This is a genomic window from uncultured Veillonella sp., from assembly GCF_963522475.1.
GTDB lineage: Bacteria > Bacillota > Negativicutes > Veillonellales > Veillonellaceae > Veillonella.
The window spans coordinates 1-20,801 of record NZ_CAUQYW010000002.1; the positions used below are offsets into that span (position 1 = coordinate 1).

14 protein-coding genes are annotated in these 20,801 nt (G+C 34.6%); 13 read left to right on the forward strand and 1 reads right to left on the reverse strand.

From position 1 onward, the window contains the following. The coding region (locus tag RWP19_RS01370; protein WP_314356184.1) for a sirohydrochlorin cobaltochelatase at positions 1–841 on the reverse strand (841 nt) is incomplete at its 3' end. Positions 842–1,282: 441 nt separating this feature from the next. Between RWP19_RS01370 and RWP19_RS01375 the strand changes: the two genes are divergently transcribed. The 13 genes from RWP19_RS01375 (at position 1,283) to RWP19_RS01435 (ending at position 20,791) form a co-directional block, all read left to right on the forward strand. Further along, complete coding sequence (locus RWP19_RS01375) at positions 1,283–2,164, forward strand: sirohydrochlorin cobaltochelatase (RefSeq protein WP_314356185.1); 882 nt, start codon at positions 1,283–1,285, stop codon at positions 2,162–2,164. A 201-nt stretch (positions 2,165–2,365) separates the two neighbouring features. Beyond that, positions 2,366–3,220 (forward strand): sirohydrochlorin cobaltochelatase, encoded by an 855-nt coding sequence (locus RWP19_RS01380; protein WP_314356186.1) that lies wholly within the window; start codon positions 2,366–2,368, stop codon positions 3,218–3,220. Between the two features lie 86 nt (positions 3,221–3,306). Continuing rightward, positions 3,307–4,014 carry a precorrin-2 C(20)-methyltransferase gene (cobI, locus tag RWP19_RS01385; RefSeq protein WP_314356187.1) on the forward strand — a complete coding sequence of 236 codons (708 nt, stop codon included), beginning with the start codon at positions 3,307–3,309 and terminating at the stop codon, positions 4,012–4,014. A 29-nt stretch (positions 4,015–4,043) separates the two neighbouring features. After that, a complete protein-coding gene (locus RWP19_RS01390) occupies positions 4,044–5,423 on the forward strand; it encodes a cobyrinate a,c-diamide synthase (RefSeq protein WP_314356188.1) in 1,380 nt (459 codons plus the stop codon). A gap of 2 nt (positions 5,424–5,425) precedes the next feature. After that, positions 5,426–5,968 carry a cob(I)yrinic acid a,c-diamide adenosyltransferase gene (gene cobO, locus RWP19_RS01395; protein WP_314356189.1) on the forward strand — a complete coding sequence of 181 codons (543 nt, stop codon included), beginning with the start codon at positions 5,426–5,428 and terminating at the stop codon, positions 5,966–5,968. Between the two features lie 148 nt (positions 5,969–6,116). Next, positions 6,117–6,506: a class II SORL domain-containing protein gene (locus tag RWP19_RS01400; RefSeq protein ID WP_295208588.1), complete on the forward strand. Its 390-nt coding sequence runs from the start codon at positions 6,117–6,119 to the stop codon at positions 6,504–6,506. Positions 6,507–6,727: 221 nt separating this feature from the next. Continuing rightward, positions 6,728–7,957, forward strand: coding sequence for an aspartate kinase (locus RWP19_RS01405; RefSeq protein ID WP_295257807.1), 1,230 nt, complete (start codon positions 6,728–6,730; stop codon positions 7,955–7,957). A gap of 7 nt (positions 7,958–7,964) precedes the next feature. Next, positions 7,965–8,282: a hypothetical protein gene (locus RWP19_RS01410; RefSeq protein WP_295208591.1), complete on the forward strand. Its 318-nt coding sequence runs from the start codon at positions 7,965–7,967 to the stop codon at positions 8,280–8,282. Between the two features lie 140 nt (positions 8,283–8,422). Beyond that, a complete protein-coding gene (locus tag RWP19_RS01415) occupies positions 8,423–11,332 on the forward strand; it encodes an insulinase family protein (RefSeq protein ID WP_314356190.1) in 2,910 nt (969 codons plus the stop codon). Between the two features lie 117 nt (positions 11,333–11,449). Then, complete coding sequence (gene gluQRS / locus RWP19_RS01420) at positions 11,450–12,415, forward strand: tRNA glutamyl-Q(34) synthetase GluQRS (RefSeq protein ID WP_314356191.1); 966 nt, start codon at positions 11,450–11,452, stop codon at positions 12,413–12,415. Between the two features lie 128 nt (positions 12,416–12,543). Further along, positions 12,544–12,918 (forward strand): CoA-binding protein, encoded by a 375-nt coding sequence (locus RWP19_RS01425; protein ID WP_314356193.1) that lies wholly within the window; start codon positions 12,544–12,546, stop codon positions 12,916–12,918. A 9-nt stretch (positions 12,919–12,927) separates the two neighbouring features. Next, positions 12,928–13,248 (forward strand): thioredoxin, encoded by a 321-nt coding sequence (gene trxA, locus RWP19_RS01430; protein ID WP_295208600.1) that lies wholly within the window; start codon positions 12,928–12,930, stop codon positions 13,246–13,248. 379 nt (positions 13,249–13,627) lie between these two features. Then, the gene (locus RWP19_RS01435) at positions 13,628–20,791 is read left to right on the forward strand and encodes an ESPR-type extended signal peptide-containing protein (protein WP_314356194.1); all 7,164 of its coding nucleotides are present in this window, start codon (positions 13,628–13,630) and stop codon (positions 20,789–20,791) included. The last annotated feature ends 10 nt before the right edge of the window (positions 20,792–20,801 follow it).

Consider the following 20,801-nt stretch of genomic DNA (forward strand, 5'->3'; position numbering starts at 1 on the left):
CCATGTCATTATTTGCATGGTCGCCAGCTACCATCATGAATGGCATCAATGTAACATGTTTAATACCGTGCATTTTTAATTGAGGTATAACTTGTTCAAGGTTTGGAGTACCTTCTACTGTATAGACATATACATTTTTCAAGCCAAGTGTATGGATACGATCTTGGATTACAGAATAGTATGCATTAGAAGGATCTGGAGTACCATGAGCCATGATAAGAAGCGCATCTTCTTTACCTAATTTAGGGAATTGAGATTGAACAGCTTTTAGAGTTTCAATGACTTGGTCAGTTTGATTTTCTTGCCCCATCCAGTACATAAGAGATGTACCAAGTGTCATTTTTTTGAAATTATCTTTGTACAAATTATATACTGCTGCATCGTAGTTGTATTCCATACCAGGGATTACATCTAGAGATGCTAATGCAACGCGAGTGTAACCATCTTTTTTGAGTTCTGCCAAAGCTTCTTCAGGTGTTGGGTATGTAATACCTTCTTTTTGCTGAATACGATCGCGAATGATATGGCTTGTGAAAGCTGTTACCACTTTTGTGTTTGGATGAGCTGCTTTAATAGCATCTACAGTAGCATCGATTGTTTTCGCACGAGTATCTTTATAAGTTGTGCCAAAGCTCATAACAACCATAGCATCTTTGTTTGGCAAGTTTTGTAAAGCTTCAGTATTGTGTGTACGAACACCAATTGCAGCAGCTTCTTTCAATGCTGGAGTAGGATCTTTTACTTCATCATTCAATTGGTATGCTGCGTTAGATACAACAGGTGCACCAACAGATACTGCTAGACCTAAAATGGCGGATGCCAATGCTAATTGTTTTTTCATTTTAATACTCCTATCCATAACTTAACTACTTGTTTATGCAAAATTATCTTAGTAATCCTATATAATTTATATAAGTTATAGTTTATAGATCACTATAGAGCTATTGCATATAATATAACTTCAAGCCAATTGTAACAAAGGAAAATAGGGGTGTCAATAAACCCTATACCACTAAAAGTATAGCGAACTTAAGATTTTTTTAAGAAATTAATGTGATGAATATAGTATAGTATTAGCTTTTATAAATATATTCTTTTTGGTTATAAGGATATGAATATGTGAATATATGAGTAATTTTTTGTTTTCTTATTATCTGGATATATTTTGATATTATTTCTCATTGACTTATAATCGTGAATCTTGTACTATTAATACATAGTAGTTGATAACAATTTTCAGTTATGAAGGTTGTATCATGTATGAGCGATATGGAGGTCACATATGAAAGGCATAATCATTGCATCCTTTGGATCAATTTATCAAGATGCTGTGGAGAAATCCATCGGTAGTATAGAGAAAAAAGTACGTTCCATGTATAGCGATATGGAGGTACGCCGTGTATTCTTATCTGATGCGTTAGTAGAGAAGTGGAATGAGAAGTACGATGATAAGATTTCTTCTTTCACTGAAGCAATGCAGGATTTTGCGCGCATGGGTATAGATGAGGTATACATTCAACCCGTTACATTAGTAGCAGATCAGTGCTACCAACAAATGCGTAAACAAGCATTGAAGTTTTTACATAGCAATGAATATGGTTTTAATCAAGTGAACATTGGTAAACCATTACTCACATCGTTAGGTGTAAAAAATTATGCCGATGATTATGAAGCAACATTGGAAAGCATCGTACGTCATGTTAATACTAAAGCACTTAATAAATCTGTAGTACTCATGGCAAATGGTCAAAATCAATTAGAGTTCAGTACATTGCAATTAAAAGCTATGTATGGTGCAGCACCAAATGTAGTAGTATTTACTACAAATGGGTTCCCTACATTTAAACAAGCGCTTACATTATTAGATCGTATGGGGCATAAAGACTTGTTAGTAGTACCATTAGCTCTTATTGGTTCTACACATTTAATGGATTATCTTGGCGGTGAACGATCTGATTCCATTTATGCATTGCTCGCTGAAGAAGGCTACAATGTAGATATATGGAATGAAGGGCTTGGTGAAAATCCATATGTACAAGATTTATTCTTGAAACATTTAGGTCAAGCTATTCGCATGTCCGAGCGGAAGCGTCCCATGCCTCGTGAGTCTGTAAAGCCAGTTATGACAAACTCTCGTATGGAAGCACAAGGTATGATTTCTTAATTTAGTCTCTCACATAATTAGACATACATCTCTCCACACTCCTTTAAATATGTAAAAGTCCTCCTTGTTGGAAATCCAATGAGGAGGACTTTTACTATGAAAAATATTTATAATATCCATTTTATACGTCCCATGGTATGCCCCTAACGTGTCGTCTATGGTATGATTAAGATACATTATTAATTAGATAAGGAGACTTCCATGAAACAAGCTATTTTAGTTGTTGCTTTTGGGTCCACTGTTGACAGTGCTCGTAAACATAATATTGATTCCGTAGTAGAACATATCCGTAAAGCTTATCCGGACTATACTGTGGAATTAGCATTTTCCTCTCGTATTATCGTTAAACGTTTACGTGAACGCGGTATTGAGGTGCCTACTGAACAAGGGGCGTTAGAAAAGCTCATCCAAGACGGGTATACACATGTGTATGTACAACCACTTCACTTCACTGGCGGTGAAGAGTTTGATAAATTGAAAAATAATATCCTCGTTCATGAAGGGGAGGGGCAACTAGAAGTGTTGCGTGTAGGTCGACCACTCGTATATTACATAGGGCAAGAAGAGCATCCAGATGATTACCAAATCTTAATTGACCGTTTCATTAAATCTCTTAACATTTCTAAGGACGACGGTTTATTACTAGTTGGTCATGGTGGCCTAGGCTCTGGCAATTCCTCGTATGGTAATTTACAGTTTAAATTGATTCGTGATGGCCTTACAAATGTACGTATCGCCGTTTTAGAGAATGCTCCTTATGTGGCTGATGTAGCTATGCCATGGGAATGGCTTGATGGGAAGCGTCCAAATACAATTTATGTGCACCCATTATTATTAGTTCTTGGAGATCATGCACAAAACGATCTCTTTGGTGACGAAGAAGATAGCGTTATTAATGAACTTGCTGATTATGGTTATGAAGTTAAACCAATCCATAGCGCACTTGGTGAATATGAAGCAATACAAGATATCTTTCGTCAACATGTGCAAGATTGTATTGATGATTTGTATGGCAAACGTAGTCCCCATCGTCCAACAATTCCAAATATTAAATAGTAGTTTTGTATATCTTGCATAAATTAGTTATAATAAAAGATATGAAATTTATAAATAGAATGTAACTATAAGAATAGGAGAACCCCATGAAAGGTAAATTATATGGCATTGGCGTAGGCCCTGGCGATTCTGAATTAATGACTGTGAAAGCTGCTCGTATCGTAGGTGAAGCAGATATTATCATCACACCTAAAACAGAAAAGAAAGATGGTTCTGTAGCACTTAATATCGCATCCCCATACATTCAAGACCATACAGAAATCGTTCCTGTAGTATTCCCAATGGTATTGGATGATGCTACACAAGAGGAAGGCTGGCAAGAAGCAAAACGCATTATCTTGTCCTACTTAGATCAAGGTAAAAGCGTTGTATTCTTAACATTGGGCGATCCTATGTTCTACAGCACATACATGTATGTATATCGCTTGATAGAAAATACAGGCCATGAAATCGAAACAATTCCTGGCGTTACTGCATTCTGTGCTATTGGTTCTCACCTTGGTTATCCAATTGTAGAGAAAGAAGAAGTACTAGCTATCGTTCCTGCTACAGCACCTAAAGAAAAAATCGATGCAGTATTGGCTGTAGCTGATGATGCGGTAATCATGAAAGTATATAAAAACTTTGATGAAGTACAAGAAACATTGCTTAAACACAACATGGCAGATGATGCGGTTATGATTAGCCGTGTAGGTTTGCCTGATGAGCAAGTATATGTAGGCTTAGACAATATGCCAAAAGACACTAAACTTAACTACTTATCTACAATCCTTGCAAAACGTAAGGACCGTTAACAAACACGTCGTATAACGAGGTAATATATATGAACACAGTACAGATCCCACGTGTTGTCATTGCAGGCACAAACTCTGGTGTAGGTAAAACAACTATCGTAGCGGGCTTATTGGCTGCTTATGCAAATGGTGGACGTACGGTGCAATCCTTTAAAGTGGGCCCGGATTATATTGATCCGGGCTTTCATAAAATTGCATCCGGCCGTGACAGCTATAATTTAGATACATGGCTCGTGCCACCTCACAAATTAAATCCTTTCTTTGCTACTATGGCACATGGAGTAGACCTTGCTATTATTGAAGGTGTTATGGGCCTTTATGATGGTGGTCGAGAAGGCGTTAGCTCCACAGCTCAAATTGCTAAGCAATTGAATGCACCGGTGGTGCTTGTTATCGATTGCAAGGCCATGGGTGAAAGTGCGGCAGCTATTGCTAAAGGTTTCCGTGATTATGATCCAGAGGTGAACTTTGGCGGTGTTATCTTGAATCGCTTAGGTTCTGCCAACCACGAGCGCATGGTTCGTGAAGGTATGGATAAAATAGGTGTACCTGTTATTGGTGCTATTTATCGAGATGACCGTATGCACTCTCCGGAGCGCCATTTAGGACTCACACCTGTTACTGAGATTGACCCAACAGAGGCAATCAACACGATTCGCGAAGCCGTTGAGAAAATGGTAAATCTAGAACAATTGTTGGACATTGCGTCTAGTGCACCTGCTATTGAGTTGCCAGAGACTGTAGATGCTAAATCCGTTGAAAAGCGAGTTAAAATTGGCGTAGCCTATGATGAGGCGTTCTCTTTCTACTATCCCGCAAGTTTAGCTGCCTTAGAAGAGAAGGGGGCCGAGCTCGTTTATTTTAGCCCTCTTAATGATTTAGTGATTCCCGAAGTAGACGGCCTTGTATTTGGTGGTGGCTTCCCTGAAATGTTCTTGTTCCAACTCTCTAGTAACGAGTCAATGAAGGAATCTATTCGTGAAGCTAATGAAAAAGGTATGCCTATTTATGCAGAATGTGGAGGCCTCATGTATTTATGTGAAAGTATCCACGATTTTGAGGGCGCCGTATATGATACAGTAGGTATTGTACCTGCTAATTGCATTATGCAACAAAAGCTACAAAAAGTAGGGTATGTTACAGCTACAGCTAAGCGAGATACCTTATTAGGTGCCGCAGATACATCTCTTCGTGGGCATGAGTTCCATTTCTCTATGATGGAACCAACTGTAGAGAATTTCCCGTGGGCCTTTCACTTAGAAGGAGGTCGAAGACCTCAATCTTATGATGGCGGCTATGCAACTGATAATGTATTAGCATCGTATTTACATTTGAACTTTGCTGGTTCTGATGAAGGTGCACAACATTTTGTTGATATATGTGCTAACTATAAGGCTAAAAGGAGCTAATTATGAGTGAACGAGGCTTAATTTTAGTAAATACTGGTAATGGTAAAGGTAAAACAACCGCAGCATTGGGAGTGGCATTACGTGCTGTTGGTCAAGGCCTTAAGGTTTTGATTTTACAATTTATTAAAAGTGGTAATGGCTACGGTGAACTAGCGGGGCTTGCCAAATTAGGTGGCCAAGTAGAAATTCGCTCCATGGGTAAAGGCTTTATTTACTATAAGCGGGATGAGGTTAACGACGCTGAATTGGCACGTCACAAAGAGGCAGCCCAAGAGGCTTGGCGTACACTGGTTGAAGAGGTAAATTCAGACCGATGGGATCTAATCATTATGGATGAAATCAATAATGCCATTAATTATGAACTTATTGATGTAAATTCTGTAGTAGATATGCTTAAACATAAACCTGAGCGTTTACACGTTATTTTAACGGGCCGTTATGCTAAACCTGAAATCATAGACATTGCTGATACGGTAACAGAGATGAATGTAGTAAAGCATGCTTATGAACAAGGTATTAAGGCAGCAAAGGGCATAGAGTTTTAATTTATAAAAACTAGAAATAATTAAATCTAAAAATCTCGAAAAAGTCCTTGCTAAAACTATATCGAAAATGTATAATATAGTCATAAGCACAAGGTGCTAATTATTCTTGACATTAAGTATGTATATAATACTAACCAGGAGGTTAACTATGGCTGTACATGATTACATTAAATCCGGCGATTTCGCTACTGAAAAACACGTTCCTGTTATTGAAACTGTTGACACTGTAAAAGCAGGTGAAACTTTCCACGTAAACTTGTCTGTTGGTAAAGATATCGCACATCCTAACACTGTAGAACATCATATTGAATGGATTAAATTGTACTTCGTAGCTGAAGGTACTCAATTGCCATTCGAAGTTGGTGAAATTTCCTTCAACGTACATGGTGACGGTGCAACTGCAAATGAAGGCCCTGTACACGCAGTTTCTGAAGGTACATTAGCAGTTTCCTTGAACAAATCTGGTAAATTGATTGCTGTATCCTACTGCAACATCCACGGTTTGTGGGAATCTGAAAAAGAAATTACAGTTGCTTAATTGACTTAATCAACTAATAAAGACCAGCCTTAGGGCTGGTCTTTTTGTATGTAATTATATATATACTCTCTCATAATACATTAAATGATTTGTCCACATACAAAAGAGTTTTGTTTTTATATAGTGGATTAAATGCTGTGCATCCCTTTACAGTGCTATTTGTTTGTGGTAAAGTATATGCATATTGATTTTTAGTAGAATAAGTTAAATGAGGGATTATTGTGGCCTTAATCGTTAAAAAGTTTGGTGGTAGTTCCGTAGCTACACCAGAAAAAATATTTAATATTGTTGATCGCGTCCTTCGTGAGAAGAAAGAAGACGATAAAGTCGTTATAGTTGTATCCGCTATGGGTGATACAACAGATGACTTGGTAGCATTGGCTAAAGAAGTAACATCTAAGCCTTATGGTCGTGAAATGGACCGCTTGTTATCTACAGGTGAGCAAGTAACGATTGCATTGATGGCGATGGCTTTCAACGAACGTGGTCATAAAGCGATGTCCTTAACAGGTGACCAAGCAGGTATTACAAGTACTGATACGTTTAATAAAGGCCGTATTTTAGGCGTTGATCCAAATCGCGTATTTGAAGCTTTGGATGAAGGCAATATCGTAGTTGTTGCAGGTTTCCAAGGTATTACTGAATATGGTGATATGGTTACTTTAGGTCGTGGTGGATCCGATACAACAGCTGTTGCATTGGCAGGTGCTATGAAGGCTGATGTTTGTGAAATATTTACTGATGTTGAAGGCGTTTACTCTACAGATCCTCGCGTTGCAAAAGAGGCTTTCAAATTAGAAGAAGTAACATATGGTGAAATGCTTGAGATGGCACGTCTTGGTGCAGGGGTAATGCAACCTCGCGCCGTTGAAATGGGTTTCCGTTATGGTGTACCTATTCACGTACGTTCAACATTTAGTGATAATACAGGTACTATTATTCGGGAGGATTATACTGTGGAAGCAAATAAACACGTAATTACTGGCGTAGCTGACGATACTAATACTGCAAAAGTAGCCCTTGTAGGCGTTGAAAATAAACCAGGTGTGGCAGCGACTGTATTTAAAGCATTGGCTGAGAAAAATGTAGACGTAGATATGATCGTTCAATCTATCCGCGCTGTAGGTGAGCCTAAAACTGACCTTATCTTTACTGTAGCTCTAGATGATGTTGTACTAGCTCGTGACGTATTGGCAGAATTACAAAAAACTGTTGGTATTGAAGCTGTAAATATTGATGAAAAAATGGCAAAGGTTTCTATCATTGGTGCGGGTATGTTAGGTCAACCAGGCGTAGCTGCTCAAATGTTTGATATTTTGAGCCAAGAAGGTATCAATATTGAAATCATTTCTACTTCTGAAATTAGTATTTCTTGCCTTGTTGCAGAAGACCGTGTTAAAGATGCTGTTCGCGTTATTCATAACGGCTTATTGTTAGACCAAAGAGGTTAATTACTTTATGGATAGTCTACGTAGTTTTATGGATGAAATGCTTAATGACCAAGGTCGTAAGGAAGGTTTCATTAGTGATCTACTAGGAAATCTTAAAAATCAACCGATTCCAACATTAGAGCAGGCTCAAACTGGTTATACTACAGTAAGTAATTTACATGGTATTTTTTACGATTATGATAATTCGGAAGTTACTATTTCATACAAAGTAGTTCCAGATATGTACCAACCATATACGTTGAGCTTTGTACAATTCCAAGCAGTGTTAGAAGGTTTATTAACCTTGCGTCGAAATCAAAAGTGGCAAATGCAACATAATAAATAAAATGAACCCCATGGGCGGTAGTGCCTATGGGGTTTTGCGTTTCGATAATTATTCTTAACGTCTATATATAGAGTCGTCGATATGATATAATAAATTGTTAGAAAGAAATTAATTATATTTATATAGAAAGAAGGGACAGCATGGAAATAAATAAGGTTTATTCTGGCTTTCGCCTTGACCGCATTGAGCGCATTGATGAGATCAATGGTACCGCTTATGAAATGAAGCACGAAAAATCTGGTGCTCGTTTAATTTATATTGATTCACCAGATTCTAATAAAGTATTTAATATTGCGTTTAGAACAACACCACATAACAGTACAGGTGTAGCACATATTATGGAGCATTCTGTTCTATGTGGTTCTCGAAAATTCCCATTAAAAGAGCCTTTTGTTGAACTTGTAAAAGGTTCCTTAAATACGTTCTTAAATGCTATGACATATCCGGATAAAACAATGTATCCTGTAGCCAGCAAGAACGATAAAGACTTCCATAATTTGATGGATGTATATCTTGATGCTGTATTCTACCCACGTGTTCGTGAAGATGCAGAAATCGTAATGCAAGAGGGGTGGCATTATGAACTCGAAAATGCAGATGATGAACTCACCTACAAAGGTGTTGTGTTCAATGAGATGAAAGGTGTTTATTCCTCTCCTGATTCTGTATTGGAACGTCAAATGATGCGTGAACTGTTCCCAGATACTACATATGGTGTTGACTCTGGCGGGGATCCTGATTATATTACAGATTTAACATATGAAGAATTCCAAGAGTTCTATCGTGTTCACTATCATCCATCTAATAGTTATATCTTTTTGTATGGTGATATGAATATTGAAGAGCAATTAGCATTCTTGAATGATGAGTACTTAAGTCATTTTGATGCTATCGATGTTCATACTGAGGTAGCTTTACAAGCTCCATTTACAAAAGGTAAAGTAGTGAACTATCCATATAGCGTAGGCTCTGAGGAACCAACGGAAAACCGCTCATTGCACTCCTTTGCGTATGTATTATCAGATGTAACGCCTGAACATAGCTTGGCTTTTGAAGTGTTGACACATGCTTTATTAACATCTCCTGCGGCGCCTCTTAAACAGGCGTTGGTAAAAGCAGGCATCGGCTCTGACATTAGTGGCTACTATTTAGATAGCATTCGTCAACCTATGTGGACAGTACAAGCTACGGGTTCTAATTTAGATAAACAAGCTGACTTGCAACGTATTGTAGAATCTACATTACAAGAGCTATGTGATAAGGGCTTAGATAAAGAATTATTAAAAGCTTCTTTGAATAGTATTGAATTTGCTCTTCGTGAAAGCGACTTTGGTGGAAGACCTATTGGTTTAGCATATATTATCCGTATGATGGATAATTGGCTGTACGATAATGATCCATTAGAGTTATTACACTATGAAGAGGCGTTATCGAATATTCGTAAAGGGTTGGCTGGTACATATTTCGAAGATTTAATTCGTTATTCTATCTTGAATAATAACCATAAAGTTCTTGTATCTATTTATCCTGAACGTGGTCTTCAAGAGCGTAAAGATGCAGAGGTTAAAGAACATTTATCTACTGTAAAAGCTAATATGACACCTGAAGAAATTGACGCAATTGTGGAGCAAACAAAACGTCTTAAAATTCGTCAAGAAACCCCAGATAGTGATGAAGCTCTAGCATCTATTCCGTTGCTCGAGTTATCTGATTTAAATCCTAATATGGAAGCTGTAGAACGCCGTGAAAGTAAAATCGGTAATACTACTGTACATTTTGTACCTACTTTCACAAAGGGTATTAACTATGTGGGCTTGTACTTTAAATTGAACTGCCTTACAGAAGAAGAACTATTCTACGCTGATATTTTGAGTGATATCTTAGGTCGTATTGATACGTCTGAACGTGGTTATGAAGCACTCGCTAAAGATATTAATATGAACTTAGGTGGATTGAGTTCTGATATTACGGCTATTGGTAAAGATGGTAAGCGTGATGAGTTTACGCCTCTTATGATTGTACGTGTGAAAGCATTGCATTCTAAACTACCTGATTTGTGCCGCTTGATTAATGAAGTCGTGCAAAAGGCGGATTATAGTGATGGTAGCCGTTTAACTGAGCTTGTTCAAGAAAGCAAAGCTATTTGGGATAATGAAGCATTCCGCCGTGGTAATTCTATCGTGAGTCAACGTGTTATGGCTCAAGTTTCTGCAGTTGGTAAGTTTAGAGATAATGGCAATTTAGGTTACTATCAAAAAATCAGTGAGCTAGCATCTAATCCGGCGGCTTTGCCATTGTTACCAGAGAAATTAGCCGAAGTAGCTCGTAAAATTTTCCGTGCTAATAATGTAGATATTATGTTTGTTGGTGAAGAAGGCGAATTAGAAGCTTTTGAAAATCTAATGAAACCACTCGTTGAGGCTTGGGATACTACCGAATTGAGTAATGATGTATTACAAATCACTCGTCTTTCCGGCAATGATGGTATCGTTACAGCTGGTAAGGTTCAATACGTAGCTCAAGGTGGTAATTTCATCGATCATGGTTTCAAACATGTTGGACCAATGAGCGTGTTAGAAACGATATTACGTTATGAATACCTTTGGATTCGTATTCGTGTTCAAGGTGGTGCATATGGTGCATTTGCTAACTTCTATGATGATGGCAATATGATTTTCTGTAGTTATCGTGATCCTAACTTGTTAGAAACTTTAGATGTATATAAAGAGTTGCCTCAATACCTTCGTGACTTCACATTGACTGATCGTGAAATGCGTAAATATATTATTGGTACTATGAGTTCTTTGGACTTGCCAATGACGCCAGCGTTGCGTGGTCCACGTGCTATGGGTATGTACTTCAGTGGTGCTAAACTAGAGGACAAAGTAGAGTTCCGTAAACAAGTGATTGCATGTAAGCCAGAAGATATAGTTGCACTAGCAGATGTGGTGGAACCTGTATTAAAGGATAATCATATTTGCTCAATGGGTAACGAACAAAAAATTAAAGATGCTGGTAATGTTTTTGATAACATTGTGTCTTTAGGATAAATAATTTTACATCTATACATGATATTACTTTAATTTTTAGTTTGACATATCTTCGGATGTATAAGTGGCATATTCATAATGAATATGCCACTTGTTTTCTGCTATAGGAGAATCCTAATGAAAGGTAGATTTGCGCCTAGCCCAACAGGATATATTCATCTTGGTAACGTGTGGATAGCACTTTTATCATATATCTCCACGCGTCAACAAAAAGGAAAGTATGTTGTACGAATGGAGGATATAGACCTTCAACGGTCAAAACGAGAGTTAGGTGAAGCTTTATTAGACGATTTAGAATGGCTTGGTTTTGAATGGGATGAAGGCCCCCGTGTAGGTGGACCTGAAGTATCATATTGGCAAAGTGAAAGACAAACATATTATGCGAACATTTTAGAACAGCTTGCATTAGATAAAATAATTTATCCTTGCTTTTGTAATAGAACGCGGTTACAATCTATAGCCTCAGCCCCTCATATAGGTGAATTAGTTCATCGTTATGATGGTAAATGTCGGCATTTGAGTAAAAATGATATAGATGAGTTATATTCTATGAAAGAACCTTCATTACGTTTAGCAATAGATTCCTGTAATCTTGAATTTGATGATCGTTGGCAAGGTACTCAGTATATTCACTTAGACAGCGAATTAGATGATTATGTATTACGTCGTGGTGATGGTATGTATGCTTATAATTTAGCGGTTGTATTAGATGATATAGCTATGGGAATAACAGAAATTATTCGTGGTGATGATTTACTCGATACAACAGGACAGCAATTATATTTGTATAAAATATTACAACAATGTTATCCCCATAATCATATAGAGGTTCCTAAGTATGGTCATGCACCACTCTTGGTAGATATAGATGGACATAGACTGTCTAAGCGTCAGAAAAGTATTACAATCCGAGAACTAAGAGAACAACAATGGTCAGCGTCTAGAATTTTAGGGGAATTAGCTATTGCAGGTGGGCTTGTAGATGCAGCTAGGTATACTCATCGAGAAATAAGCCTTTCTGATTTAATTCATTTAGATCTATCGGTTCCTAGTTTGAGACAAAAAACAATTATCATTAAATGATAAGAGTTCAATTGATTTTAGTTATAAAATGTTTGCTAAAAGAGTATAATTGCTTAACTATAAAATTCGATATATTACATTGACAAAATTCGATATTTATTTATAATAGTATATAAGAGGTGGTCGAAATGACAATTCAACAAGCTTTAAATCAAAAAGTGTGGGCCGTTATTGGAGCCACTCATAAAACCGAAAAGTTCGGCTATAAGATTTATAAATGTCTTAAAGATCACGGATATGAAGTATATCCAGTTAATCCTAATATTGCAGAGATAGACGGAGACAAATGTTACTCTAGCCTTTCTGCACTTCCTGTTGTACCAGCTGTTGTGGATTTTGTTGTACCAGAAGCAGCAGGCTTGGCTGCATTAGATGAATGTAAAGAACTTGGCATTTCTACTGTGTGGTTGCAACCGGGAGCGGATAAACCATCTGTTGTTGAAAAAGCACATGCTTTAAACCTGCATGTCATTCAAGATTGTGTATTAGTTCAATTACCGTAGGAGGGTACAATGAGCGAATTAAAAGAATTAAAAACTGCTGAATATCAAGATTTAGTTAATCAAGGTGGTGTTACTGTTATTGATTTCTGGGCTCCATGGTGCGGTTATTGCGTACGTATGATGCCAATCATCGAAGAAATTGCTAGTGAGCTTGAAGGTAAAGCTAACTTTGTAAAAGTAAATGCTGATGAAGAACCGGAATTAGCACGTAATTTACAAGTTGAAGTATTGCCTACATTTGTTATTTTAAAAGATGGCGAAGTAGTAGATCGTAAGATTGGTTTCTTACCAAAAGGTGATCTTCAAGGTGCTATTGAATCTAAATTCTAATAATCGAAATAAGATGATATAAATAGAGGCAAAAAAACCTCATCAATGTATAGAACATACATTGATGAGGTTTTTTTCATATTTTCTGTAGAAGTGAATAAAAAGTATATTCTAAAAATAAAATAATTTTAAAAATTAAAATTTCATTTTATGAAATAGCATTATATAAAAAAGTGTAGTAAATATGCGTATTTTTAATGGATTAGATATGAGTAAAAAATGAAGCATAAGTTTAACTTATTAATTTTTTTATGGAATTTTAAAATAATATGTGGTAATATTATGTTAAATATTGTGAATGTTTAGTGAAATGAGTGCAATATTTGATTTATTTCTTCATTGTGGGGTGAGAGCCACAAATGTTGGGAGGGAACTTAATATGAATAAGGTATTCAAAGTTGTATGGAGTGCAACCAAGCACGCTTATGTCGTAACGTCTGAGTTGGCTAAATCGCATCAAAAATCTGCAACTACAATTGTAGCAGCAGTGATTTTGGCGGCTAGCTTTTCTGGAGGTATTGCTAATGCATCCAGCCCTGAGGATTGGGCTAGAGCTGATCTTATTGGTAGCCAAAGATGGTTGACACCAGATCAAAATGCATGGGGACATAATCAAGATCAACATCAAGTAGATCCACAACAATTAGATCAACAGCAACAACAATGGCAACAAGTGCCACAACAACAGCAACAACAAGTGCCACAACAATGGCAACAGCAAGAGCCTAAAAAAGGTGGTTCTAATGGGAACACTGTAATTAACAACTACTATACAGTTGTAACTACTGATGTTAAGAATGTTAAGAAAAATGCAAATAATATTAATATTCTTAACCAAAAGGTAGAAAAGAATATTTCTAATATTACAAATATTAATAAAAACGTTGAGAGTGTAAAAACTGACATTACGAATATCAATGCTAAAGTTAATCAAAATAGCAAAGATATTGAAGGATTAAAAGGCAAAGTCGGCACTCAAATCACTAATATTAACAATAATATTGATGCTAAATTTACTAAAATTAACAACGATATTGATGTAAAAATTGATAATAAAATTACCAATATTACAAATAATGTTGTTAATAAGGTAAATACTAACATTGATGCAAGTGTAAAAAAACACATTGAAGCTAATAATACTAATATTATTAACCAAGTAAATCAAAATGTTAAAAATGAAATCAATAATAATAACACTACAATTCTTGCTCAAGTAGATAAAAAAATTGAAAATAATAACACTACTATTATCAACAATGTGAACAAAGATGTAGATGTTAAGATTAATGATATTAAAACAAATATCAATAATGTAGATGTTAAAGTTAATGATAATAGAAAAGCTATTAATAACTTAACTGTAAATGTTAATGATAATAGCAAATCTATTGCTGATTTAACTGCTAAAGTTGAAAATAATACACAAAATATTGATGCTAATAATACTTTCATCATGGAAAACCGTAAATTTATCGGTAATAACAAACAAGCTATCAACGAGAATAAAAAAGCTATTGATGACTTAAAAGGTAAAGTTGGCACAACAATCAATAATATTAACACAACTATTGATAATAAAATTAGTGAAAATAACACTAAGATTATCAACGAAGTTAATAAGAATGTAGATATTAAAATCAACGATAGCAAAACAAATATTATTAATGAAGTTAACAAAAACATTAATTCTTCAATTGAAGCTAACAACACAACTATTATTAATCAAGTAAATACTAATGTTGATAATAAAATTAATGCTGTTAAAGCTGATATTACTAAAATTAATAATTCTGTAACCGATTTAAGTGCTAAAGTAGATGCTAATACAACAAACATCACTAATAACACAGCGAATATTAATAGAAATACAACTGCAATTACTGAATTAAATACTACTGTTAATAATAATCACACTGCTTTGATGAATCGTTTTAACTATCTTGGCCAGGCTTTGGGCGATCATGAAGGTCGTATGCAACAACTTGAACAAGATAATAAAACAATTAAAACTGACGTAGCTAATACTCAAAATCAAGTTAATATTAATACTAAAGATATTGCTGATTTGAAAGGTAAAGTTGGTCAAAATATTGGTAATGTTCAAGTAGATATTAAAGATATTAAAAACAATATCGCTAATATCAATACTAAAGTTGAAGCTAATTCAGTAGCTATTAACAAAGTTGATGTAAAAGTTGACGGTGTTAAAGGTGATTTAAATGGTCTTAAAGACCGTGTAGATCGTCATGATCAACGTTTAGACTTCTTACAAGATAATATTGCAGATAACTCTACACGTATTTCCGTTGTTGAGGATAATGTGAAAACTAATACTACAAACATTGTAGATAATAGTAAACGCATCGATGCTAACTCTGATCGTATTTCTAACAATGAAAAAGCGATTAATGATTTGAAAGGTCATGTTGGCACACAAATCACAAATATCGAAAATACAATTACTAATAAGATTAATGAAAACAATACATTAATTAATAAATCTATCGATAATAAGATTGAGGTTAACAATACTGCTATTCTTAATAAAGTAGATAATAATATTGATGCTAAAATCAATGCTAATAACACAACAATCATTAACAAAGTCGATAAAAATATCGATGTAAAAATTAATGAAAACAATAACCAAATTAATCAAGAAATTAATGCGGTAAGTGTTAAAGTTGATGGTGTTAAAGGTGATTTGAATGGTCTTAAAGATCGCGTTGATCGTCATGACCAACGTTTAGATTACTTACAAGACAATATTGTAGATAATTCTACACGTATCACAGCAGTAGAAGATGGCGTTAAAGCTAATGCTAAAGATATTAATGTAGTTGGAACTATCGCTATGGAAAATCGTCAATTCATCGGTGATAACAAAGCTGCAATTGATAAAAATACAAAAGCTATTGATACATTAAAAGGTCAAGTTGGCACAACAATTAAAAATATCGAAACTACAATTAATAACAAGATTACAGAAAATAATGTAACTATTAATAAAAATATCGATACTAAGATTGAAGCTAACAACACTGTTATCAACCAAAACATTGATAAAAAAATCAACAACAATAACACAACAATCATCAACAAAGTAGATCAAAACATTGACGCTAAAATCAATGCTAATAACACTACTATTCTTAACAAAGTTGATAAAAACATTGATGTAAAAATCAATGAAAACAATAAGCAAATCAACAACACAATCAATACTAAGATTGGTGATGTAAATGTTAAGATTGATGGCGTTAAAGGTGACTTGAACGGTCTTAAAGGTGATTTAGATGGACTTAAAGGTCGTGTAGATCGTCATGACCAACGTTTAGACTACTTACAAGATAACATTGCTGATAACTCCACACGTATCTCTGTAGTTGAAGATGGTGTGAAAGCTAATGCGAAAGATATTAATGTAGTGGGTACAATTGCAATGGAAAATCGTCAATTCATTGGCGATAATAAAGTTGCTATTGCAAACAATACTAAAAATATCAACGTCAATGCAAAAGCTATCGATGAGTTAAAAGGTCAAGTAGGTCAATCCTCTACAGTGATCAATGATATTAAGAAACAAATTACTAATATCAATGGTAAAGTAGAAAACAACACTACAAATATTGCTAATAACACAACTAATATTGCTAAAAATGCTACAGCAATTAACAATGTAAATGTTAAAGTTGATGCTAACACCACTAACATCGCTAACAATACTACAGCAATTAACAATGTAAATGTTAAAGTTGATGCTAACACCACTAACATCGCTAACAATACTACAGCAATCAATAACGTAAACGTTAAAGTTGATGGTGTTAAAGGTGATGTAGAAGGCTTAAAAGGTCGCGTAGATCGTTATGACCAACGTTTAGACTACTTACAAGACAACATTGTAGATAACTCCACACGTATTACAGCAGTAGAAGATAGTGTTAAAGTTAATACTGCAAATATTGCTAATAACACAACTAATATTGCTAACAATACAACAGCAATCAACAACGTAAATGTAAAAGTTGACGGCGTTAAAGGTGATTTGAAAGACCTTAATGCTAAAGTTGACCAAAACACTAAAGATATCAATGTAGCTGGCACAATTGCTCTTGAAAACCGTAAATTCATTGGCGACAATAAAGTAGCTATTGCTAATAACACTACAAATATCAATGTTAATGCAAAAGCTATTGATGAATTAAAAGGTCAAGTAGGTAAATCTTCTACAGTGATCAATGATATTAAAAACCAAATTACCAATATTAATGGTAAAGTAGAAAATAATACTACTAACATCGCTGCGAATGCTACAAACATTCAAGCTAATGTAGTGGCAATTGCTGACAATAGCAAACGTATTAATGAAAATACTACAAACATTGCAAACAACACTACAAACATTGCTAATAACACTACAGCTATTAATAATGTAAATGTAAAAGTTGACGGTGTTAAAGGTGATGTAGAAGGCTTGAAAGGTCGCGTAGATCGTCATGACCAACGTTTAGATTACTTACAAGATAACATTGTAGATAACTCTACACGTATTACTGCTGTAGAAGATAGTGTTAAAGTTAATACTACAAATATTGCTAATAATACAACAGCTATCAACAATGTAAATGTTAAAGTTGATGGCGTTAAAGGTGATTTGGATGGTCTTACTAAACGTGTTGACCAAAACGAAAAAGATATTAATGTAGCTGGTACAATTGCTATCGAAAACCGTAAATTCATTGGTGATAACAAAACTGCTATCGACAAGAATACAAAAGCTATCGAAGCATTGAACGGTAAAGTTGGCACTACCCTCACTAACATCGAATCTACTATCAATAACAAGATTGAAGCTAACAATACTACAATCCTTAATAAAGTAGATACTAATATCGATGCTAAGATTAATGCTAATAACACAACAATTCTTAACAATGTTGATAAAAACATTGATGTAAAAATCAATGAAAATAACAAACAAATTAACAACACTATCAATACTAAGATTGGTGATGTAAATGTTAAGATTGATGGCGTTAAAGGTGATGTAGCTGGTCTTACTGCACGTGTAGATCGTCATGATCAACGTTTAGATTACTTACAAGATAACATTGTAGATAACTCTACACGTATCAGTGCTAATGAAGATGCTATTAAAGCATTAAAAGGCCAAGTTGGTACAACAGTTACTAATGTTGAAAACACAATCAACGCTAAGATTGAAGCAAACAATACAGTAATTAGAAATGATATCAACACCGCAATTACTAATAACAACACTGTTATTAACAAAAACATTGAAAATGCAATCAACGAAAATAACACAACAATCATTAACAAAGTTGATCAAAATATTGATGCTAAGATTGCTAATAACTACACAGAAATCAATAAGACTATCAACAACAAAGTTAATGAAGTAAATGTTAAAGTTGAAGCTAATGCAAATGCAATTGTTAACAATAGCAAGTCTATTACTGACATCAAAGCAAATGTGGCTAATATTAACAATAAAGTAGAGTCTAACTCTACAAATATTGCTAGTAACACTGCAGCTATTACGAATGTAAGTAAACAAGTTACTAACAATACAGCTAACATTTCTAATAATGCAACAGCTATTGCTAACATTAGCAAACAAGTTGCTGGTAACACTGCTAACATTACAGATGTAACTGCTAAAGTTAATGCTAATACTGGTCGTATTGAATCTAATACAACAGCTATTAACAATTTAACTGGTAAAGTTGATGCTAATGCTCAAGCAATTGAGTCCTTGAAAGGTCAAGTTGGTAAAGGCAATACTACAATCGTTAATGTAGCTCAAAAAGTAGAAAATATTACTCAAAATATTAACGCTCAAAATAGCAACATCCAAGCTAATACTGTAAATATTCAAAATAACACTTCCAATATTAATAACATTAAAGCTAATGTTGTTAATGTTGAAAAGAATGTAAACAATATTAAAGCTGATGTAACAGTAGTAAAAGCTGATATTACAAACATCAATGCTAAAGTTAATCAAAAAATCAATATTGTAAACAACAACATCACTAATGTTAAAAACGATGTGAAGAATATTGATGCTAAAGTTACAAACATTGATAATAAAGTGACTAATATTAACAATAAAGTAACTAATATTGATACTAAAGTTAATGATATTGATGTAAAAGTTAATAACCAAAATATTGTAATCAATAATATCAAAACAGATGTATCTGGTTTGAAAGATCAAGTTGGCAAAAATACTGAAGCAATTAAGAACTTACAAAATGTAAGCGCTGATGTAAACAAAGTGAAAGAACAAGTTAATGCTAATACTCAAAAAGCAAATGCTAATGAAGAACGTATTAAAAATGTTCAAAGCCAAGTTTCTGTTAATACTGAAGCAATCAAACATAACACTGAAAACATCAATATTAACAAAGCAGCGATCAAACAAAATGCTGAAGCAATTCAAAATACTAATGTAACTGTACAAAAAGTAATCAACAAAGTTGATGAACATAGTAAAGTTATTAACGATGTATCTAAACAAGTTAATACTAATACAACTAATATTGCTAATATTAATAATGTTGTTAACCAAAATACAACTAATATTACAAATGTAACTAATCAAGTTAATACAAACACAAGCAATATTAGCAAAGTATCTAGCCAAGTTACTACAAATACTACAAACATCAACACTCTAAATGCTAAAGTAGATACTAATGTTACAAATATCACTAAGGTAGATAACCGTGTAACTGCAGTAGCTAACCAAGTTAATGAAAATACTAAATTAACTAAAGCGGTTGGTACTCTAGCTCTAGAAAATCATGAAAAAGTTAGTGTATTAGGTTTACAAGTAAACAAAAATACTCAAGATATTTCTGATGTAAATAACAAAGTTGATGAAAATGTTAAATTAACTAAAGCAGTTGGTACATTGGCATTAGAAAATCATGAAAAAGTTAATGTATTAGGTTTACAAGTAGATAAAAATACTCAAGATATCGGTACATTGGCTGAAGCTGCAAACTATAGCTTGAAAGCATCTAATATTGCACTTCAAGATCATGCAACTCTTGTTCAACACGATGCTCAAATCGCAGAAAACTCTCGCCGTATTAGCAGTGTAGAACGCGATGTTAAGGTAGTGGGTGCTAATGCAGCAGCATTGGCAGCATTGAAACCTATCGAATATCACGAAGGTCAAAAAGCTCAAATCATGGCGGCTGTTGGTACTTATAAAGGTAAAACCGCTACTGCATTGGGCGTAGCTCATTATGCAAATCCTGATTTGTTAATCCATGCTGGTGCCGCTTATGGTGGTGATCATAGCGTAATGGCGAATGCTGGTGTAACAATTGGTATTGGTAATGCGCCTACAGCTCCAAAAGCTTCTCCTGCAACTGTAAAAGTTCTTGAAGATAAAGTGGCTGATTTACAAGCACAAAATAAAGAAATTCGTGAACTTCTTGATAAAGTGATTACACAACAACCACAACAAGCGCCAAAAGCAGCTGTTAAAACAACTAAATGATATGCCTCCC